Annotated in this window: 16 protein-coding genes; 2 read left to right on the top strand and 14 right to left on the bottom strand. The window is 49.6% G+C overall.

Annotated elements, in window-relative coordinates; all coding sequences use genetic code 11:
* The first annotated feature begins 60 nt into the window (after positions 1 to 60).
* Both AC3ZPD_RS07890 and AC3ZPD_RS07885 read left to right on the top strand, forming a co-directional pair.
* Complete coding sequence (locus tag AC3ZPD_RS07890; RefSeq protein ID WP_490983731.1) at positions 61 to 1,224, top strand: aminotransferase A; 1,164 nt, start codon at positions 61 to 63, stop codon at positions 1,222 to 1,224.
* A gap of 88 nt (positions 1,225 to 1,312) precedes the next feature.
* On the top strand, positions 1,313 to 1,894 hold the full coding sequence (locus AC3ZPD_RS07885; RefSeq protein WP_490983730.1) for an NAD(P)H-dependent oxidoreductase: 582 nt from the start codon (positions 1,313 to 1,315) through the stop codon (positions 1,892 to 1,894).
* Between the two features lie 217 nt (positions 1,895 to 2,111).
* Here the strand turns inward: AC3ZPD_RS07885 and hmpA are convergent, their stop codons facing one another.
* The 14 genes from hmpA to AC3ZPD_RS07815 form a co-directional block, all read right to left on the bottom strand.
* Positions 2,112 to 3,320 carry an NO-inducible flavohemoprotein gene (gene hmpA, locus AC3ZPD_RS07880; RefSeq protein WP_490983729.1) on the bottom strand — a complete coding sequence of 403 codons (1,209 nt, stop codon included), beginning with the start codon at positions 3,318 to 3,320 and terminating at the stop codon, positions 2,112 to 2,114.
* Positions 3,321 to 3,426: 106 nt separating this feature from the next.
* The gene (locus AC3ZPD_RS07875) at positions 3,427 to 4,590 is read right to left on the bottom strand and encodes an N-acetyldiaminopimelate deacetylase (protein WP_490983728.1); all 1,164 of its coding nucleotides are present in this window, start codon (positions 4,588 to 4,590) and stop codon (positions 3,427 to 3,429) included.
* A 135-nt stretch (positions 4,591 to 4,725) separates the two neighbouring features.
* Entirely contained in the window at positions 4,726 to 5,439 is a 714-nt protein-coding gene (gene dapD, locus AC3ZPD_RS07870) for a 2,3,4,5-tetrahydropyridine-2,6-dicarboxylate N-acetyltransferase (protein ID WP_490983727.1), read from the bottom strand.
* 73 nt (positions 5,440 to 5,512) lie between these two features.
* Positions 5,513 to 6,169, bottom strand: a complete 657-nt coding sequence (locus tag AC3ZPD_RS07865) for an ATP-binding cassette domain-containing protein (protein ID WP_490983726.1) — start codon at positions 6,167 to 6,169, stop codon at positions 5,513 to 5,515.
* Entirely contained in the window at positions 6,166 to 8,148 is a 1,983-nt protein-coding gene (locus tag AC3ZPD_RS07860) for a DUF1430 domain-containing protein (RefSeq protein ID WP_490983725.1), read from the bottom strand. The genes AC3ZPD_RS07865 and AC3ZPD_RS07860 overlap by 4 nt, the downstream gene beginning before the upstream one ends.
* 337 nt (positions 8,149 to 8,485) lie before the next feature.
* Positions 8,486 to 9,406 carry a glycine betaine ABC transporter substrate-binding protein gene (locus AC3ZPD_RS07855; protein WP_490983724.1) on the bottom strand — a complete coding sequence of 307 codons (921 nt, stop codon included), beginning with the start codon at positions 9,404 to 9,406 and terminating at the stop codon, positions 8,486 to 8,488.
* Positions 9,407 to 9,453: 47 nt separating this feature from the next.
* The gene (locus tag AC3ZPD_RS07850; protein ID WP_490983723.1) at positions 9,454 to 10,110 is read right to left on the bottom strand and encodes an ABC transporter permease; all 657 of its coding nucleotides are present in this window, start codon (positions 10,108 to 10,110) and stop codon (positions 9,454 to 9,456) included.
* On the bottom strand, positions 10,107 to 11,243 hold the full coding sequence (locus AC3ZPD_RS07845; protein WP_490983722.1) for an ABC transporter ATP-binding protein: 1,137 nt from the start codon (positions 11,241 to 11,243) through the stop codon (positions 10,107 to 10,109). The genes AC3ZPD_RS07850 and AC3ZPD_RS07845 overlap by 4 nt, the downstream gene beginning before the upstream one ends.
* A gap of 200 nt (positions 11,244 to 11,443) precedes the next feature.
* Positions 11,444 to 12,070 (bottom strand): cation:proton antiporter regulatory subunit, encoded by a 627-nt coding sequence (locus AC3ZPD_RS07840; RefSeq protein WP_490983721.1) that lies wholly within the window; start codon positions 12,068 to 12,070, stop codon positions 11,444 to 11,446.
* A gap of 65 nt (positions 12,071 to 12,135) precedes the next feature.
* The gene (mprF, locus tag AC3ZPD_RS07835; RefSeq protein WP_490983886.1) at positions 12,136 to 14,742 is read right to left on the bottom strand and encodes a bifunctional lysylphosphatidylglycerol flippase/synthetase MprF; all 2,607 of its coding nucleotides are present in this window, start codon (positions 14,740 to 14,742) and stop codon (positions 12,136 to 12,138) included.
* A gap of 119 nt (positions 14,743 to 14,861) precedes the next feature.
* A complete protein-coding gene (locus AC3ZPD_RS07830; RefSeq protein WP_490983720.1) occupies positions 14,862 to 15,935 on the bottom strand; it encodes an ABC transporter substrate-binding protein in 1,074 nt (357 codons plus the stop codon).
* Complete coding sequence (locus tag AC3ZPD_RS07825; RefSeq protein WP_490983719.1) at positions 15,932 to 16,753, bottom strand: ABC transporter permease; 822 nt, start codon at positions 16,751 to 16,753, stop codon at positions 15,932 to 15,934. Before AC3ZPD_RS07825 ends, AC3ZPD_RS07830 begins: the two co-directional genes overlap by 4 nt.
* On the bottom strand, positions 16,750 to 17,553 hold the full coding sequence (locus AC3ZPD_RS07820; RefSeq protein WP_490983718.1) for an ABC transporter permease: 804 nt from the start codon (positions 17,551 to 17,553) through the stop codon (positions 16,750 to 16,752). The genes AC3ZPD_RS07825 and AC3ZPD_RS07820 overlap by 4 nt, the downstream gene beginning before the upstream one ends.
* Positions 17,543 to 18,649, bottom strand: a complete 1,107-nt coding sequence (locus AC3ZPD_RS07815) for an ABC transporter ATP-binding protein (protein ID WP_490983717.1) — start codon at positions 18,647 to 18,649, stop codon at positions 17,543 to 17,545. Before AC3ZPD_RS07815 ends, AC3ZPD_RS07820 begins: the two co-directional genes overlap by 11 nt.
* Positions 18,650 to 18,784 lie beyond the last annotated feature (135 nt).

The raw sequence follows: 18,784 nt of genomic DNA, 5'->3' as shown, positions 1-18,784 counted from the left end.
TTGTACACTAGTCATAGAGATTTTTTTGACTACGGACAAAGGCAGGTGCCTGAAGGACTTATGGAACATTTAATCAACGCTAACGTACGAGACATTCAAATTAGCGGCATCCGCCAGATCGCCAACAAGGTTGCGGAATATCCGGGTGCCTTGTCTCTGACCATCGGGCAGCCGGACTTTCCGACTCCCGCCCACATTATTGAAGCGGCCAAACAGGCTCTTGACGAGGGACGCACCGTCTATACGCCAAATGCCGGGCTTCCGGCGCTGCGCGAGGCGGCGGCCGATTTCCTCCGCAGCAAATACGACTTATCCTACAACGGTGCGGATGAGGTAATCGTAACAAACGGGGCCAGCGAAGCGCTGGATATCGCGCTGCGCACGCTGCTGAGCCCGGGGGACGAGGTTATTCTTCAAGGGCCGATTTATCCGGGATACGAACCGCTCATCCGCTTGTCGGGCGGGGTTCCCGTATACGTCGATACACGCGGCACCGGCTTTAAAATGACGGCCGACCTGATCGCCGCCAAACTTACGCCGCGGACCAAAATCGTCGTGCTTGGCTATCCTTCCAATCCTACAGGCAGGGTTTTGGCCCGCGAGGAATTGCAGGAAATTGCGGCGCTGCTGGCCGAACAAGAAATATTCGTCATCTCCGACGAGATTTACAGCGAGCTGATCTATGAAGGCGGGCATCACTCCATCGCTGCCATGAACGGCATGCGCGGGAAAACCGTCGTCATCAACGGGTTATCCAAATCCCATTCCATGACAGGCTGGAGAATAGGCTTCACTTTTGCGCCTGCGGAAATTACGAAACATATGCTGAAAGTACACCAGTACAACGTCACCTGCGCCAGCTCGGTCAGCCAATACGCGGCGCTGGAGGCGCTGACTAACGGTTATGACGACGCGCTGCCGATGCGGGAGGCCTACCGGGAACGGCGAGACTACGTTTACGACCGTCTGACCGCGATGGGACTTCCGCTTGTGAAGCCGGAAGGCGCCTTTTATCTTTTTGTATCGGTAGAAAAGTTTGGCTTGAAGTCCATGGACTTCGCGTTAAGGCTTTTGGATGAAGCCGGCGTGGCCGTAGTGCCGGGCAGTGCTTTTTCCGAATATGGGGAAGGCTATATCCGCATCTCTTATGCGTATGCTCAAGAAGCGCTGGAGCGGGCGCTTGACCGGTTGGAAGGATTTGTGGGCAAGCTGGAGAAAGAATAGAAAAGAAGCTCATTCCTTAGGGAGTGGGCTTTTTCTAGTGCAATCTATGTTCAAGTAAACTCATACAAGGGAGGTGGCCGCTTTATCTATGAAAACGTTAATTATTTATGCGCATCCCAATCACGACAGCCTTTGCTACGCATTTCTGCAGAAGGTGCTTCAGGGCTGCGAGGAGAATCCAGATTCGGCCGAGGTCCAGGTGCTCGATTTGTATGCCGAAGGGTTTGATCCGTTACTGGTTTTTAACGAGGAACAGCGCAGAAGGGATATGCACCGCAACCCGGCCCTCGAAACATACAGGCAGCAGATTACGTGGGCGGACCGGCTCGTGTTTGTTTATCCGATCTGGTGGGGCCGCCCTCCGGCCATGCTGCTCGGCTATATTGATCAAATGTTTGCGTCCAATTTCGCCTACCGGGATAAAAAAGGCCCTTTTCCGGAAGGGCTGCTGAAGGGCAAAAGCGCCGTCTGTATTTCCACCATGAAAGGTCCGGCCGGTTATCCGCTGATTTACCTGAACAATGCTCCCAAGATCCTGATGAAACGGGCTTTATTAAATTTCGTAGGCATCAAAAAGGTGAAAATGTTTGAGTTCGGCAGTATGGAGAGCCCGAAGGGCCGGCAGGCAGAGAAGCTGGAGAAGGTGTACAGATATTTTTTAAGTCATTAATTTTTTTAGCCGTTGTTTCTAAGTCGTTGTTTTCCTAAGTCGTTGTTTCTTAAGTCGCTAATTTCTCTCATAAGCAAAAAAATCCCCCTGAACAGACGTTTTCGCAAAAACGTTCTGTCCAGGGGGATCCGTGATGAAAGCTCCATTTCGATCTGTAAATCCTATTCATTCCGACGCGGCGGGCTAAAAAACCAAACCCTCAAACAAAATCCTCAAATCAGGCCTCCTGAAGCTCGGCAGCCGGTCCAAAAAACTCATAATGGATCCGGTCTTCCGGTATCCCCATTTGATTCAAGGCAACGTAAACCGTGCGCATGAACGGAACCGGTCCGCAGAAATAAAAATCGGCGGCCGGATCGGCAATCTGCCGAAGCCAGGTTTCGTCGATATACCCGGTTTTGTGGCAGCTGTCCCCTTCCAGCGGATTTTTATAACAAACATAAGAAGTCATTTGTTCGTGTTTCGCTTCAAGCTCTTCGATATGCGGCTTCATCGCATGATAACTTCCGTTTTCCGCAGCATGAATGTACGTCACCTTGCGGTGCGGCTGCTCCTTCAGCAGCGTCTCCAGCATGCTCACCATCGGCGTCAAACCTACGCCTCCGCTAATCAGTACGACAGGAGTATTCCGCTGCTGGTCCAACGTAAAGACACCCGCCGGCGAACTCACATCAACAATGCTTCCTTCCCGCACCTGATCATGCAGGTAATTGGATACAACGCCCGCCGGTTTTCCTTCCCCAGCCTCCTCGCGCCGGACGGAAATCCGGTAGACCTTTCCGCCTGGAGCCGCAGACAAGCTGTAGTGCCGGATATGCGTATAAGCCGAGCCTTCCGGCTGCACGCGCAGAGTGATGTATTGGCCTGGGAGATAAGAAGCGATCTCGCCGCCGTCCTGCGGTTTTAGATAAAAAGAAGTAATGACTTCGCTCTCCTTCACTTTCCGCTCCACCACAAAAGCCCGGTAGCCGGACCATCCCCCTTTGGCTTCTTCGGCTTCCTTGTACATCTCGGCTTCAATGCCGATAAACGCGTCGGCAATCACGCCGTAAGCCTGGCTCCAAGCTTCCATAATCTCCGGCGTTGCTGCTTCTCCGAGCACCTCTTTAATCGCGGCAAGCAGATTCTCCCCGACGATCGGATAATGCTCCGGTTTGATCTGCAGCGCCCGGTGCTTCTGAGCGATCTGCTTCACAACCGGCAAAATATTCTCCAGCCGGTCAATGTTGGCGGCAGCCGCGTAAACGGCACCGGCCAGCGCCGTCGATTGTTTGCCCTGCCGCTGGTTGGCCTGGTTGAATATATGGAGCAGCTCCGGATGAGCTTCGAACATTTTTTTATAAAAAACAGAGGTAATCGTCTGTCCATGAACTTCCAAGACCGGAACGGTCGATTTTATAATTTCTATCGTTTGCTGACTTAACATGAGGGTTCCTTCTTTCCATGGGATTCGTTAGAATACTTCAAATTTGTAATAACAAATCCATTGTAAAAAAGGACACCCTATGAAATGGTGATTATAGTCACACCTTTTAGACGGGCTGACCCGACTTCCAGGTCAGATAATCGGCTACCGTCGATACCGCCAGGCTGATCGCCTCTTCCTTTGGCTCCAGCTTGGCATGATGCAGCCCGTAAGGAGTATCTACGCCCAGCCAGAACATGAACCCGGGGATCTCCGCCAGAAAATAACCGAAATCCTCGCCCGTCATCGCTTCCGTGCATTCAAACAGCGTAACGTCCTCCCGCTGCTCAAGCCATCCCATGAACTCCCGCGTCAGCTCCGCTTCGTTATAGACTTGGCGGTAATTCGCGCCATAGTCGATTTCAGCCTGGCATTCAAAGCCGGTTTCGATGCCGGAGACCAGGTTCTCGATCCGCGATTTGATCTTCGTCATCGACTCCGCCGACAACGTGCGGATCGTACCCTCCAGCCGCGCCCGTTCGGCGATGATGTTCTGCTTCGTGCCGCCGTCGATCTTCCCGATTGTGATGACGGCCGAATCCAGCGGATCAATGTTGCGGGCGACGACCGTCTGCAGCTGGCCGACCAGTTGGCAGGCCGCAACCACCATGTCATTGGCTTTATGCGGATAAGCCGCATGCCCGCCGGTGCCGACAAGGTCGATGAACAGCTCCGACGTATTGGCGAACAAAATACCCGGGCGCGTCGCAATCGTGCCAACCGGATATTCCGGCGCGACGTGCAGCGCCACGATCTGGTCCGGCATCCAGTCCGCCAGTTCCGCGCTCTCCAGCATCGGCTGCGCCCCGCCCGGCCCTTCTTCGGCAGGCTGGAAGATGACGATAAGGTCATCGCTGATCGCATGTTCGATTTGCGCAAAATAAGTGACGATGCCCAGGCCGATCGTCATGTGCAGATCATGTCCGCAGGCGTGCATATACCCTTTATGCGTCGAGCGGAATTCATAGCCCGTCTCCTCTTCGATCGGCAGCCCGTCCATATCGGCGCGGTAGCCGAATTTGCGGCGCGGTTCGGCACCCGTGCCGGTGATTTTCACCAGAATGCCGGTTCTCCACGTCCGGATCTCCATCCGTTCCTGCGGCAGCCCCGCCAGAACATTCAGCAGATACCGCTGGGTTTTAAATTCTTCAAACCCCGGCTCCGGAATTTGGTGCAGATCGCGGCGGATGCCGATCAAAATGTTCTCTCTGTCCTTCACCCATTGGTTCATAAACGTCTTCCCCCTGTCCTATGTAGACAGAAAGCCCGGCGGTGTACGCCGAGCTTTCTAAGCTTGTTTAATTATGCAGCAGATCCAAATCCGGATTCGGCCGATTTGCAGGCTGGTTTAAATTCAGCCGTTCGCTTACAGCGTACGAAGCTCAGCCAAAATTTCCGTTTTGGATTTCGTTTTGTCATCCACTTGTTTGATCACGCGTGCAGGCGTACCCGCAACTACGGTGAACGGAGGAACATTTTCAGTCACGACAGCACCTGCGGCCACCACGGCACCTTCGCCGATGCGTACGCCTTCAAGTACAACGGCGTTAGCGCCGATCAATACGTCGTCTTCCACAACTACCGGTTGTGCGGACGGTGGCTCGATAACGCCTGCCAGCACTGTGCCAGCGCCGATGTGGCACATTTTGCCGACTTTTACGCGTCCGCCAAGGACAGCGCCCATATCGATCATGGTGCCTTCGCCGATGGATACGCCAATGTTGATCACCGCGCCCATCATGATGACGGCGTTGTCGCCAATGCTGACCATTTCACGAATGTAAGCGCCCGGCTCGATGCGAGCGTTGATGTTCTTCATATCCAGCAGCGGAATTGCAGAGTTGCGGCGGTCATTTTCCACAACATAATCTTCGATATTAGCGCTGTTAGCTTCAAGAACGCCTTGAATATCGGCCCAATCGCCAAACACAACGCCGCTGCCGCCGGTGATAAACGTCTTTACGTTCTCCCCGAACGATACAGCATCCAGATTTCCTTTAAGATATACTTTAACCGGCGTTTTCTTCTTGCTGGTTTTGATCAGATTAATGACTTCCTGCGTGTTCATTTCAGTAGGCATAGAATTGAGCAGCTCCTTTACGGCCATTTTAGGGCCCTTGACGGACAAGCCGTCCGGGCACAAACTATCTCTTTTATAGCATATAAAGGGGGTTGTCCGCAATTGAGGCAGGCTTTTCTAGCCTTAAATCTATAATCCGACTCCCTTGTTTTTTTATTTCCTCGTCATGAGTCACCAACACAATTGTTTTCCCTGCCACATTAAGGCCCTTAAGGATTTTTATCACTACCGCGGCATTTTCTTTATCCAAAGATCCGGTAGGCTCATCAGCCAAAATCAGATCACATTTTTTTAACATCAAACGGGCTAAGGCTACTCTTTGCTGTTCTCCCCCCGAAAGGGTATATACTTTTTTGTTTAACTTGTCCTCAAGCCCTACTCTCGTTAAGGCGTCGGAAATGGAGAGTTCCGATTTGGAGTCTTTCTTGATCAAATTCAAATTTTCCTTTACCGTCTTGTTATCAACCAGGGCAAAATTTTGGAATAAAAAACCTACCTTAGTTCGAAAAAAAGAAAGATGGTTTCTTTTGTCCGCCATATTCATTCCGTCTACCCAGATCAATCCCTCATCTATTTTCTCTATAGCTCCGATAAGGTTAAGCAGGGTTGTTTTCCCGCAGCCGCTGGGTCCTGAAATTATTACAAATTCGCCAGTTTCAATCGTTAGGTTTAAGTCCTGGAATAATACTTTATCTTCAAACGATTTGCTCAAATGTTCAATCTTGATCAAGAGATGCTTCCTCCTTTCAATATTTTTTGAAGCTGTTGTTTTTCCACTTTTCGGATATAAAAGAGAATAACCAGAACTTCAGAGAACAGGATAACTCCCCCTCCCAATACCAGATAAATAGATGAGCCTACCCCTATTAAAAAAGCCCCGGTCACAGCAATCCCCAGGCTTATGAACGTAGTAATCAAAGTAAGGAGGAGAATTTTTCTGTTTTTTTGCCACAAGCTGTAGCCAAGAATCTTTTTTATAGAAAGTTCCATGGCGTGGACTTCATATTCCAACTTAATGATCGAAAGGATAATGATAAATTCCAGAAATAAAACAAGGGCACTAAATACAGCATTAATATATAAGAGGTGTTTTGCGCTACTCCAGCTTTCATTAAACCTGGCTAAAACATTTGATTTTGCAAATATGGCGTTAGACTCAGTTAAATGGTGCTCTTGAATAAAGGAGTTAAACTGTTCGTCAGAGATGTTATACATAATTTCATAGATGTAGTTAGCTCTGCTCGGATCAAAGGGTAAGGGCCGTTGTTCTGGAGAAATATTATTAAGAATAAGGATTGGATTATTTAAAAGATCGCTCCCATAAATAGAGTTCTGATTTATCGCTACAAGATTCGCATCGTCATGATAGTAAAGCACTTCATAGTTATCCTTAATCTCCTGATTCTCAAAAAATGTGAACTCATCTATTAAGTGGTCCAGAATCCCTTTTTCATGCTCAAGCACGGCGGGCAAAACAAAATAAATATCCTGATCCCCGTCGAGGTTTTTCAGTTCTTTAATATGATTGGACAAATAAGGAACCGCATTCCTGTTGGCCATAAGCGTTGGCGTTGAAGTTCCCAAAGGTTCGTGGACGACGGATAGCAATATAGCATTCGCTTTACTAAAGTACCTGGTATAAAAATCGGTTTGCAGCTTTTCGCTTTCGGTAAACATAGGATCACCTTCGCCATTGCTATTCATCACCGGTCTATACCGGGTAGTGATGTAAGAGTAGCTTGAGTGTTCTTTGAAAAACGGCTTTTGTTTATAAAGACTGTAGGATTCAAATATAACCACCAAATTACTGGATATAACAAATACGGTAAGGATAACCGTAAACAGCTTTAAGCCATAATTGACGCCAAGAAGTCTTCTTGACTCAGCTTTAGTATTAGAGAATGCTTCTCTTATTTGATAAGAACGTGCAATTAGATACATTAGGGAATTTAACAATAAAAGTGCTATAAAGCCAAAAATAGAAATATGTATAGACAGAAAAAGGGAAGTAATATTTCCAAGCATAAAGAACAGGAGAACAAAAATAACCGTGTAACATAAAGTGTCCGTAATTATATTTTTTAAGATAAGGGCGACTGAATGTTCTCCCATGGTTATACGGATCAAATTCTCTTTCTTTTGGTAGATGACATCATAATAAGTCAAGACCAGTACAACGATAATCATCAGCAACCAGATCCCGATAATCGTATATGAGGTGTCATGATCGGCCGAGCCTTCTTGAGGAAAGTTCCCTGCATATTTGTCGATCAGTTCTGTTTTAAATTGTTCGGATTGAACGCTTGTGCCGATGAGATAGAAATCATGGATATTTTCAAGCCCCTGAATCTGCTCCAAAGGATAGAAATGAAATTGAACATCCCCTAAAAACAAACTTTTATATTCTTTAGCATGAATAGACGAGGTTTGATTAATTTCCTTCTCCGTTCCCGGTGAACCATAGATTTTGAATTCGGTTAGACCTTCATTTGTAGTTTTGATAAAAGTAAAAACTTCAACATCATTATTTAGGGCAGACTTAAGAATATCGTTTTTCATATCCTGTTCTTGTTGACCGTACTGTAAATATAGGGTCGTATAGCGATAGGGACTGGTGAAATTCTCCAGACGGAAAATTTGGCTTTCCCCGATAAGTAACGCGCCAATGAAGAATACCCATAAACAAATGGAATACTTGATCAACTTCACTAAGAAACCTCCAATGTGAATGGTCGCATCGCCCCAATCTCACATGGCTGAGGCGATGCCAGAGCTATAAACTTAATAATTTTTTAGAAAGCTTTGAAAATGGCTGGCCAGCTAGTGAATCCTTCCGCTTCTCTTACTATAATTTAAATGCTAGAATATTCTACGACTATTTTGTAAAAATGTAATTTAAAATCCATGAACAGAAAAATTAAAGAGCTAAGCGAGAACCGTCCGCTTAGCTCCTTAATTTCTTTTAAATAACATTCTGATTTATTGCTGAAGGTGCTTCAAAATTCACTTTTTGGGACACCTTCTGCTATTATGCCGGCATTGCGCATCAGGATTCGATCAAACCTTTCTCGACAAGGAAATCATGGGCTACTTGATCTTCCTTTAATCCCTCGATGTCCACTTTCCCGTTCAAATCCTGCATATCTTCTTCCGTAATGGAATCATTCATTGTCTTTAACACATCGGCAATCTCCGGATATTGATCCAGCGTGTCCTGGCGTATGATGGGGGCTGCATAATACGGCGGGAAAAATTGTTTATCATCCTCCAAAATAACCAGATCATTAGCTTTAATTTGGGCATCTGTAGAATAGGCATTCGTTACGTCGGTTTCTCCGCCTTTGATCGCTTGATACATGATGCCGTGATCCATACCTTTTGCTGTTTTAAAGTTCATATTATACAGCTTTTGTATACCCGGGTAACCGTCGTCCCGGTCCAGAAACTCAAATTCTACGCCCAGAACCAAATCAGGGGATACTTTGGCAAGATCGGAGTATGTCTTCAGATTATACTTCTCGGCGGTACCCTTGGTTACAGCCAGGGTATACGTATTGTTAAAGCCAAGCGGGTCAAGGAAGACCAATTTATCCTGTTTAACCAGTTCTCTTGCATGCTCCAGCGTTTCCTCCGCCGTCCCTGTTTTCTCTTGGTAGTAGTTGGCTACAACTGTTCCTGTGTAATCGGGATAGAGCTGAATTTCATTATTCTTCAGAGCCGTCCAGACAACGTTGGAACCTCCCAGGTTCAGCTTCCTGTTCACCTTGATGTCCGTCTTGGCTTCGATCAGCTGAGCCATCATCTCGGCCACCAATATGTTTTCGGTGAAGTTCTTGGAACCTATCGTAATTTCTTTGCCGCTGTTCGCACCGGCCGTATCTTTAGAGCTTCCACAAGCAGCCAGAATAAGGATTAAAGACATAAGGATGGCTGAGGAACTAAATAACTTTTTATAAAAAGGGTTCATCGTTATTCCTCCAAACGGTTTCAGATAGATAAGACTATCAAGGATGATTAAACTTTCAGTCCTTTTGGTGTTGTTAATTTCTCAAGCAGCCCCAATAAATAATCAATGAGGATAGCCAGCAAGGCAGCCGGGACTGCACCGAGCAGCGTCAGCGCTTCGATATTTCTCTGTATGCCGAGGAAAATAAACTCCCCAAGCCCCCCGGCTCCAATAAATGCGGCCAGTGTGGCTGTACCGATATTAATGACCGTAGCCGTTCGAACCCCTGCCATAATGACACTCATAGCAAGCGGCAGCTGAACGCGGAACAGGATCTGCCTGCTCGTCATCCCCATCCCCCGTGCTGCCTCCACGACAGCCTTATCCACATCGGTAATTCCGGTATAAGTATTTCGGATGATGGGAAGCAAGGAGTAGAGGAATAGAGCGGCAACTGCAGTGTTCATGCCAATCCCGAAGAAGGGAATCATAAAACCTAACAGGGCAAGACTCGGAATCGTCTGCAGAATTCCGGCTGTCCCCAGCGTAATGCCCTTCAGGCGGGGAACACGCGTAATACAGATGCCTAAGGAGATGCCTACAAGGATCGCAAAAATCATGGAAAGAAATACGAGTTCGATATGGATCAACAGCGCGGATATTAAATCCTGCCATCTGCTGTCAAGCTGCTGAATGATTTGCTGCATAAGCGACTTCTGATTCATGCCCCAACCTCCTTCTGCCCGTCAGACCATTGTGCAGTGAAGGCGGTAAGCAGACTGCTCCGGGTAACAACTCCCTTGATTGTGCCTTCGTGATCGACAACGGGAATGATGCCGTAAGGGGCTTTGCCGATTAACAGCAGCGCTTCCTTGGCGGTTGCCGTTTCTTCCAGGACGATCGCCGGCGGATGTGTAACTTCGCCGATGGTTTCATGATGATCCAGTCCGGCCACTACATCGTAAGCTGAAGCTATGCCAATCAGTTTATTGCTGGAATCGCAGACAAGAAGAGTATCTATCTTTTTCTGCCTCATGTAAGCAAGTGCTTTGCCCAGATTTCGGTCCGGTAAGGTAAAGGAAGGATTATCGCGCATAACGGAATGAACAGGGATATATTCGGGGTTTTGAAAAATTCTATTCTTCCCAATAAAATCTTCAACAAACGCATTCGCTGGCTGACTTAAAATTTGCTCAGGAGAATCTAATTGCACCAGCTCCCCGTCTTTCATGATAGCAATCTTATCGCCAAGCTTCAGAGCTTCATCCATATCATGGGTAACAAAAACAATGGTCTTCTTTACTTCTTTCTGAAGTCTAAGCAGCTCATCCTGCAGTTGTTCCCGAGTGATCGGATCAAGGGCTCCGAAAGGTTCATCCATTAAAATAATGTCAGGTTCACCGGCTAACGCTCTTGCAACGCCTATACGCTGCTGCTGGCCGCCGGACAACTGTTTGGGGTACCTGGAGGCATAAATTTCGGGGTCAAGTCCTACGAGGCGAAGCATATCTTGGACTTTCTGATGCTTCCGCTTCTTCTCCCAGCCTTTCAGCTGAGGAATAAGTCCAATATTATCTTCAATGGTGTAATGAGGAAACAGCCCTACCTGTTGAATGACGTACCCGACGTCTCTGCGGAGCTTATCCGGGTTCTGAAGATTGACATCTTTATCATGAATGAATATGTTCCCGGATGTGTGTTCAATCAGGCGATTGATCATTTTCATCGTGGTTGTTTTGCCACAACCGCTCGGGCCAATCAGAACCAGAATTTCACCCGCAGCGATTTCAAAATTCAAATCTTTCACAGCCACATGTCCGTTTGGATACCGTTTTGTAACATGTTCAAATTTAAGCATGGCACTCTCCCTTCTACACTTGCTTTCAGAGTTGGCGTTAGCCCTAAGTGTATGTCTTTTAATATAACAGACCCCCATCCAACTGACAACCTTATTCGTAAATGTAAATTGTATGTTAATAAGTGGTAATGTTTGCGCATGAAAAAACCAGATCCCTTTGGATCTGGCTCATCGTGCTTTACTCGCGCTTTACTCGTACTTTACTGGTTGGGCTCTTTTTTATTGATAAAAACTTCCGTTCTCTCGTTCATTTTGTCATCCCCGACGGCTATGATAATGTCATTTTCTCTGAGCACCACATGCGGTCCTGGAGATATCGTAATTTCGGTGCCTCTCCGCAAGGCAATAATGGTTGCCCCTGTGTTTTGCCAAAACTGCAGGTTGCCAATCGTCTTCCCTACGACATGAGAATGTTCTTGAATTTTGATTTCAACGGGTTGGTAAGGCTTCAAATTCTGGAGCCTGTCTGACGCCTCCATAATTTGGTGCACTAGCTCCTCAAACTTCCGGTCCATTTGTTGCTTCTCTTCAAGCAACTGCTGCAGATCCCTCTTTAACGAATGGGCAGTCTTTAATTGGTTATTACGAATCGTGTATTCAAGAGCTTTCTGGTCCGAAAGGACAATGATCTCCTTGCCTTGGGAGACGGACACGATGTTCTCATCTTTAAGCAAAGCGACGGCCTTACGGATGGTTTCAGGAGATACATGATAGTGGCTGGCTAGTAAGGAGCGGCCTGAAATCTTGCTATTCAAAGGGAATTCCCCTCTGACAATTCTTCCAGCAATATCAAGTGCAATTGTTTTATATCCCGCTTTTTCCTGCAAAATCCATTCTCTCCTTAGTCGAGGTTCTGCCTGAATCCATCAGACAACCCAAATTCCTAATAAAATTATATCCGTTTTACTTTACGTGAAACCAGCCGCACCAAATCCAGCGTCAGCACCGACAAATATGCGGACGCAGGATAAGCGAGATACCGCGGTTCCCATTGTGGATTAAACTTCTCCTTGTATTTCCGAAGGCCCTTAAAGCCATACCAGTGGCCACCGTGCTGGAACACAAGACCGGCCAGCCGCTCCTCGCGCAGTGCCCTATCCTTCTGTCCTACGCTGGACAGCGGTGCATTTCCCAGATTAAATACCTTGTAGCCGTTCTCCTTAGACCATTCCAGCAGCCGCACGAACAGGTTGTCCATCGTGCCGTTCGGTACGCCTGGGCTGTGCCGCATCAAGTCAATCGATACCGTCTCTCCCCCATCATAGGAAGGGGCAATCGAAGCGAAGGCAATGACAGAGCCTTCCGGATTCTTCAGCAGCGCCAGCGGCGCTTCCTGGAGGTAAGCCGGTTCAAACCAGCCCAGCGAGAAACCTTTCTCCTGGCGGCCTTTCAACCAGGCATCGGAGATCCCTTTCAGCTCCTCCAGGAGTTTGTCCCCATACGGAGGATTTGCAACCTCAAAAGTATAGCCTTCCCGTTCAAAGCGATTTCGGACGCTGCGCAGATCTGCGTTCCTCCGGCCGGCTAGCGAGAAATCATCTACATGAATCAGCGCTTCTTCCCCCAGCTTGAAGAACCGGCAGCCATTGTCATGGTAAAGGGGTAGATAGGCCGGCGTAACCTGGTAAAATACGACCGACAAGCCGTAAAGATCGGCATAATGCTGGAATTCCGCAATGGCGGCGGATACCAGCTCTATTTTTCCAAGCGGATCCCCCAGCACCACCAGTTTATCCCTCACTTTGGAATAAGGCAGCAGCACTTCTCCATCCTGGGCCCAATAAAAGCTTTTATCACCGGCGAACAGCATATGGGTCAGCAGATTGCCTTTATGGTTCCTCAGGTATTCACGCAGCCGTTCAAGCTCCTCGGGGCTTGCACCTTTTACTTTCAGACTGCCCGGCCGTAAGGAAAAGATCAGGACCAGCACAATCCAGGCCCCTACCAGACCTATGGCCGTGTTGACCGCATACGCCCGGCCCGGCATCCGGCCGATTAACGGTTCTTTCAAATGCAGATGCTTAAAGAAGCTGTAATGAATATGGCTTCCAAGCCAGTAATAAATAAAAGCAATGACCACGGAGATCACCAGCCATAACACCACGGACCGGCGGATGATCGGAGCTCCGCTGCGGTAGAAACGTCCCCGGGAGATCCAGAGCATCAGCGCAACCAGCAGCAGAAAGACGGCTTCCTCGTAATCAAAAGCTTTCGTAAATGTAAACACCGCGCCGGCCAGCAGCATGATGCTGGTCCAGACGTAAGCCTGCCGCACCCGGAGCGAAATGCCGCGGGAAAGCACCACCAGCACAAAGCCGACAATAACGGAAAGCTGGTGCGACAGGTGCATAACCGGCATAGACAGGATTTCCTGCGACATCCGGATGCGATACAGCAGCCCCGGCGTCGCTGCGGACAGCAGCAGGATCAGACCGCTGAGCAGCACCAGTTTGCCAAGCGCCCATACGCCCAGATCGCTCAGAAACCGAAACTGTCCCGGCCAGCCCCACAGCTTCTGCCAATAGGTAAGCGGAACCTCAAGCAGCTGCCGTTCCTCCTCCTCGGGACTGGCTCTCCGTCCCCGAAAGCCCAGCTCGAAGATCGAAAGAATCAGACCGATACACCAAGGGATGATGTAATAGAAAAATCGGAACAGCACGATGACCGCCAAGGCCCTTTCAGCCGGAAAACCCATCAGTTTCGTGCCAAGCAGCACGGTCAGGTCGAAAGCCCCGACGCCTCCCGGCGCCATGCTCAAGATGCCGCCGACCGCGGCGACCGTGTACAAACCAAGCATTTCCCGCCACGTAACGCCCCCCAGCACGTAATGTGCGATCAGGGAGAACGTCAAGCCGGCAAACAGCCATTCCACAAAAGAAGCCCCGATGGCTTCCAGAATCGTCCGCCAGGGAAACAAATCTTGGCCTTGCTTATGGAACCACTTCGCAAACAGCTTCGTCCGCTGCAGGGCGACAAACAAGGGCAGGTAAAGAGCGATGGCCCAAACGGCCAAGTTGATCCATTTATGCTCGTGCAGCAGCGCTTTGGCTTCAAACAAGCCGAAGATTTCGAGCCAGGCCATGACGGAAAGTCCGTTTAGCACAACCGGTGATAAAAAGACAACTCCGGCCGTGATCGACGCCATCGGCACGCCGCTTTTTTTATAAAGCAGCGTCCTGACGCCCGCCCCGGTCAACCCGGCGAAACCGAGCAGGTTGTTGAAGGTGTTCGAGATCCAGGAATATCGGAAAGTTTTTCCTGCGCTTACCTGGAAACGGAACTGACGCCGGATCACAAAGTCGTAACACGACATCACCGCCACGGAAACAAGCGCAAGGCTGAAAATTTCAGCCAGCGCTCCGGGCGGTATCCGTCTCAGCTCGGCTACCATGACGCCAAGGCGGACTTTTTTCAATTCATGCTGCCCGGCCCAAACCACCAAACCGAAGATCAAGACAGGGATCAAGATCCGGACGGTTTTGGTCTGAAAGGCAGCCATCAGGAACCGGACGATGCGTAGACGGGCCAGCTTGTCTTTCACCCTATCCTTCCTTTCTGGGGAAAATGAACCGAAGGACTTCCGTTTCCCATACGATTCATTTTTTTCAAATTTCCTATTTAACCTTTGTGCATCTTAAACTCCAGGAACAGCTCGTTATAATGACCGAGCATGCGTTTGCCGAGGTTTTTGTAAACCTCGAGGTTATTGGTCACTTCAGCCGAAGGATAAAACCGGGTATCGCCCGAAATGTCCTCGGGCAGCAGCTTCAGCGCCCCCTGGTTTGGCGTGGCGTAGCCGACGTATTCGGCGTTCTGCGCCGCTACGTCCGGCTCCAGCATGAAGTTGATGAACTTGTGCGCACCGTCCAGGTTTTTCGCCGTTTTCGGGATCACCATATTATCGAACCAAAGGTTCGAGCCTTCTTTCGGAACCACGTAATCGAGCGTGTCGTTCTCGTCCATGATTTCCGCGGCATCGCCGGAAAAAACGACGCCCGCTGCGGCTTCGCCGTTCGCGAGCAGCATTTTGATCTCGTCGCCGACGATCGCTTTGACGTTTGGCGACAGCTTTTCCAGCTTGCGCAGCGCTTCCTGGAGATGGTCCTCGTTTGTATCGTTCAGGGAATAGCCGAGGCTGTTCAGGGACATGCCCATGATTTCACGCGCCCCGTCGGTCAGCAGCACGTTGTTCTTCAGCGCCGGATTCCAAAGGTCGTTCCAGCTGTTGAACTCGATACCCTTGGTCAGCTCGGGATTATAAACGATGCCGACTGTCCCCCAGAAATAAGGCACCGAATATTTATTGTCCGGGTCGAAATCCAGGTTCAAGAATCGCGGATCGATTTTGGACAAATTCGGGATTTTGCTGTGGTCGATCGGGAGAAGGAGGTTTTCCTCCTTCATTTTGTCGATGGCATAGTCGGACGGCACCGCGATATCAAACGTGGTTCCGCCCTGCTCGATTTTGGTGAGCATGGCCTCGTTGGAGTCGAACGTTTGATAGATAACGGTGATTCCGGTTTCTTGTTCAAACCTCGTAATCAGGTCAGGGTCGATGTAATCGCCCCAGTTATAGATCGTAAGCGTGTTGGAGCCGGAATAACCCTGGCTGGAATTTAGCTTGGCCGCAAGCGCCATCAGTCCGAAAGCCACGATTAACACGACTGCAAAAATACGGGTCAGCTGTTTCATTCAGGCACCCCCAATTCCGCCGCAGGTTCTTTGCTGCGTTTGCGCGTGCTGCTCCGGGACACCAAATAGTAGCCGACTACAAGGACTACGGTCAGCAGGAAAATCAGCGTGGAGAGCGCGTTGATCGACAAGGACACGCCCGCCCGGGCCCGCGAATAAATTTCGACGGATAACGTCGAGTACCCGCTGCCGGTCACGAAGAAAGTCACCGCAAAATCGTCCAGGGAATACGTAAGCGCCATAAAAAATCCGGACAAAATCGCCGGGCTGATAAACGGCAAAATGACCTTCATCAGCACGTCCCGGCTGCTTGCGCCTAGGTCGCGCGCAGCATCCACCAGCGTCGGGCTCATCTCCTGCAGACGCGGCAGAATCATCAGCACGGCAATCGGCACGCTGAACGCGATATGCGACAGCAGCACCGAGGTAAAGCCCAGCTTGATCCCGGCAATCGTAAACAGAATGAGGAACGAGGCGCCGATGATGACGTCAGGACTGACGATCAGCACGTTGTTGAGCGACAGGATCGTATTTTTCACCCGTTTCCGGCGAATCCGGTCAATAGCCAAAGCGCCCACAATCCCGATGATCGTAGCGATCGCAGAGGACAGCAGCGCAATGACCAGCGTATTGATCACGATGATGATCAGGCGGGTGTCATGAAAGACCTCGCTGTACCATTCGAGCGTAAACCCTTCAAAGCCGTGCATATTGCCGCCGCTGTTGAAGGAGTAATACATCAGATAGAAGATCGGCGCATACAGCACCACAAACACGATAAACAGATAAACCTTGCCGAGCTTGTTTTTCTCAGTCATTTCCGCACCTCTCTTCCGCCGCCGAGCACCGGCATCAGCACCGCCATGATCAGAATCAGGAAGACGGCTACCGTCGAGCCCATGCCCCAATCCTGCGTGACCAGAAAGTGCTGCTCAATCGCCGTGCCCAGCGTGATCACCTTGTTGCCTGCAATAAGCCGGGTCAGCATAAAGAGGGACAAAGCCGGAATAAAGACGGCCATACAGCCGGAACGGACGCCGGACAACGTCAGCGGAAAAATCACCCGCCGCAGCGTGACAAAACTCGACGCTCCCAGGTCGCGGGAAGCCGCAATCAGCGTTGGATTAATGTCCTCCAGGGCGTTAAAGATCGGCATGATCATAAACGGGATAAAAATATAAACGGACACAAACACAAAACTAAAATCATTAAACAAAATCTGATGTTCGCCAAGACCGATCGCTTTAAAAAGCGAATTGACCGGCCCGTAAGTGCCAAAGATGCCAATAAATGCATAAGCCTTCAGCAGCAGGTTGATCCAGGTCGGCAAAATGATCAGCAGCAGCCACAGCTGCTTATGTTTGGTCCGCGTCAGCGCATAAGCCGCCGGGTAAGCGACCAGCAGCGAGAATAACGTAATGAGCAGCGCATACCAGAACGAGCTCAGCGTCATCCGCAAATAAACGGGCGTAAAAAAATTCGCGTAATTGGAGAAGGTGAAATGCCCTTCAATATCAAACAACGAATAATACGCGACCAGAACCACGGGCAGGGCGACAAACAGCACCATCCACAAATAATAAGGGATGAGGTACAATCCGCGGGAATTACGTGACATGGCCGGATACCTCATAGGATTCCAGGCGTTTATCAAACTCTTCTTCGGTTTCTCCGAATCTCATGACATGGATCGCTTCCGGTTCGAACTGGAGGCCGATCATGCTGCCCGGCTCCGCCCGTTTGGTGGAATGCACCAGCCATTCCTGGCCGGACTCGTCATAACAGCTGATCTCATAGTGCACGCCGCGGAACAGCTGGGTGTCCACCTTGACGCGCAGCTTGCCCTGTTCCAGCGACGTAATTTCAAGGTCCTCCGGACGGATCACGATCTCTACGTTTTCGTTCGGACGGAGACCCTGGTCCACGCATTCGAAACGGCGTCCGTTGAATTCCACCAGGTTATCTTCGATCATCACCGCAGGCACGATATTGGACTCGCCCACGAAATCCGCCACAAACCGGTTGATCGGCTCATCGTAAATGTCGTTTGGCGTCCCGCTCTGCTGGATCACACCCTGGTTCATGACAAAAATTTCGTCCGACATCGCCAGTGCTTCCTCCTGGTCGTGCGTAACGAAAATAAACGTAATGCCCAGCCGCTGCTGCAGCTCGCGCAGCACGTACTGCATCTCGGTTCTGAGCTTCAAATCCAGCGCGGACAACGGCTCGTCCAGCAGAAGAACCTCAGGTTCGTTTACGATGGCCCGGGCAATGGCGACGCGCTGCCGCTGGCCGCCTGACATTTCCGTGATCTGGCGTTTCTCGTAGCCCTCCAGGTTCACCAGGCGCAGCGCTTCGCTGACCTTCTCTGAAATGACGTCGTTTTTCATCTTTTTGATGCGCAGCCCGAAAGCCACGTTCTCATATACATTCAAATGGGGAAACAAAGCATAGTCCTGAAAAACCGTGTTGACCTGCCGCTCGTTCGGCGGGACTTGGTTGATAACGGCTCCGTTCAAATAAATCGAGCCTTGCGAAGGTTCAATGAATCCGGCGATCAGACGCAGAATCGTTGTTTTTCCGCAGCCTGACGGACCGAGCAGCGTATAAAATTTGCCGCGTTCTATTTCAAAGCTGACTTCCTTCAGCACGGGCTCGTCCTGATCGTACTGCTTGGTCACCTGATCGAAGCGGATGATGGCGTTCTCTCCCATAACAGCCTCCCTTGTCTCTTTAATCATTTCTATATTTTACCCAACATTCGTCAGGAATGATACTGGATTATACATAATTCGACGCGTGGTTTCCGCACGGTCCGGCTCTTGTTCACCGCTCTTTCGTTCAGCTTC

Source organism: Paenibacillus mobilis, from assembly GCF_058267595.1.
The sequence above is the reverse complement of the archived record's forward strand: the minus strand, read 5'-3'. Positions and strand labels throughout refer to the sequence as shown.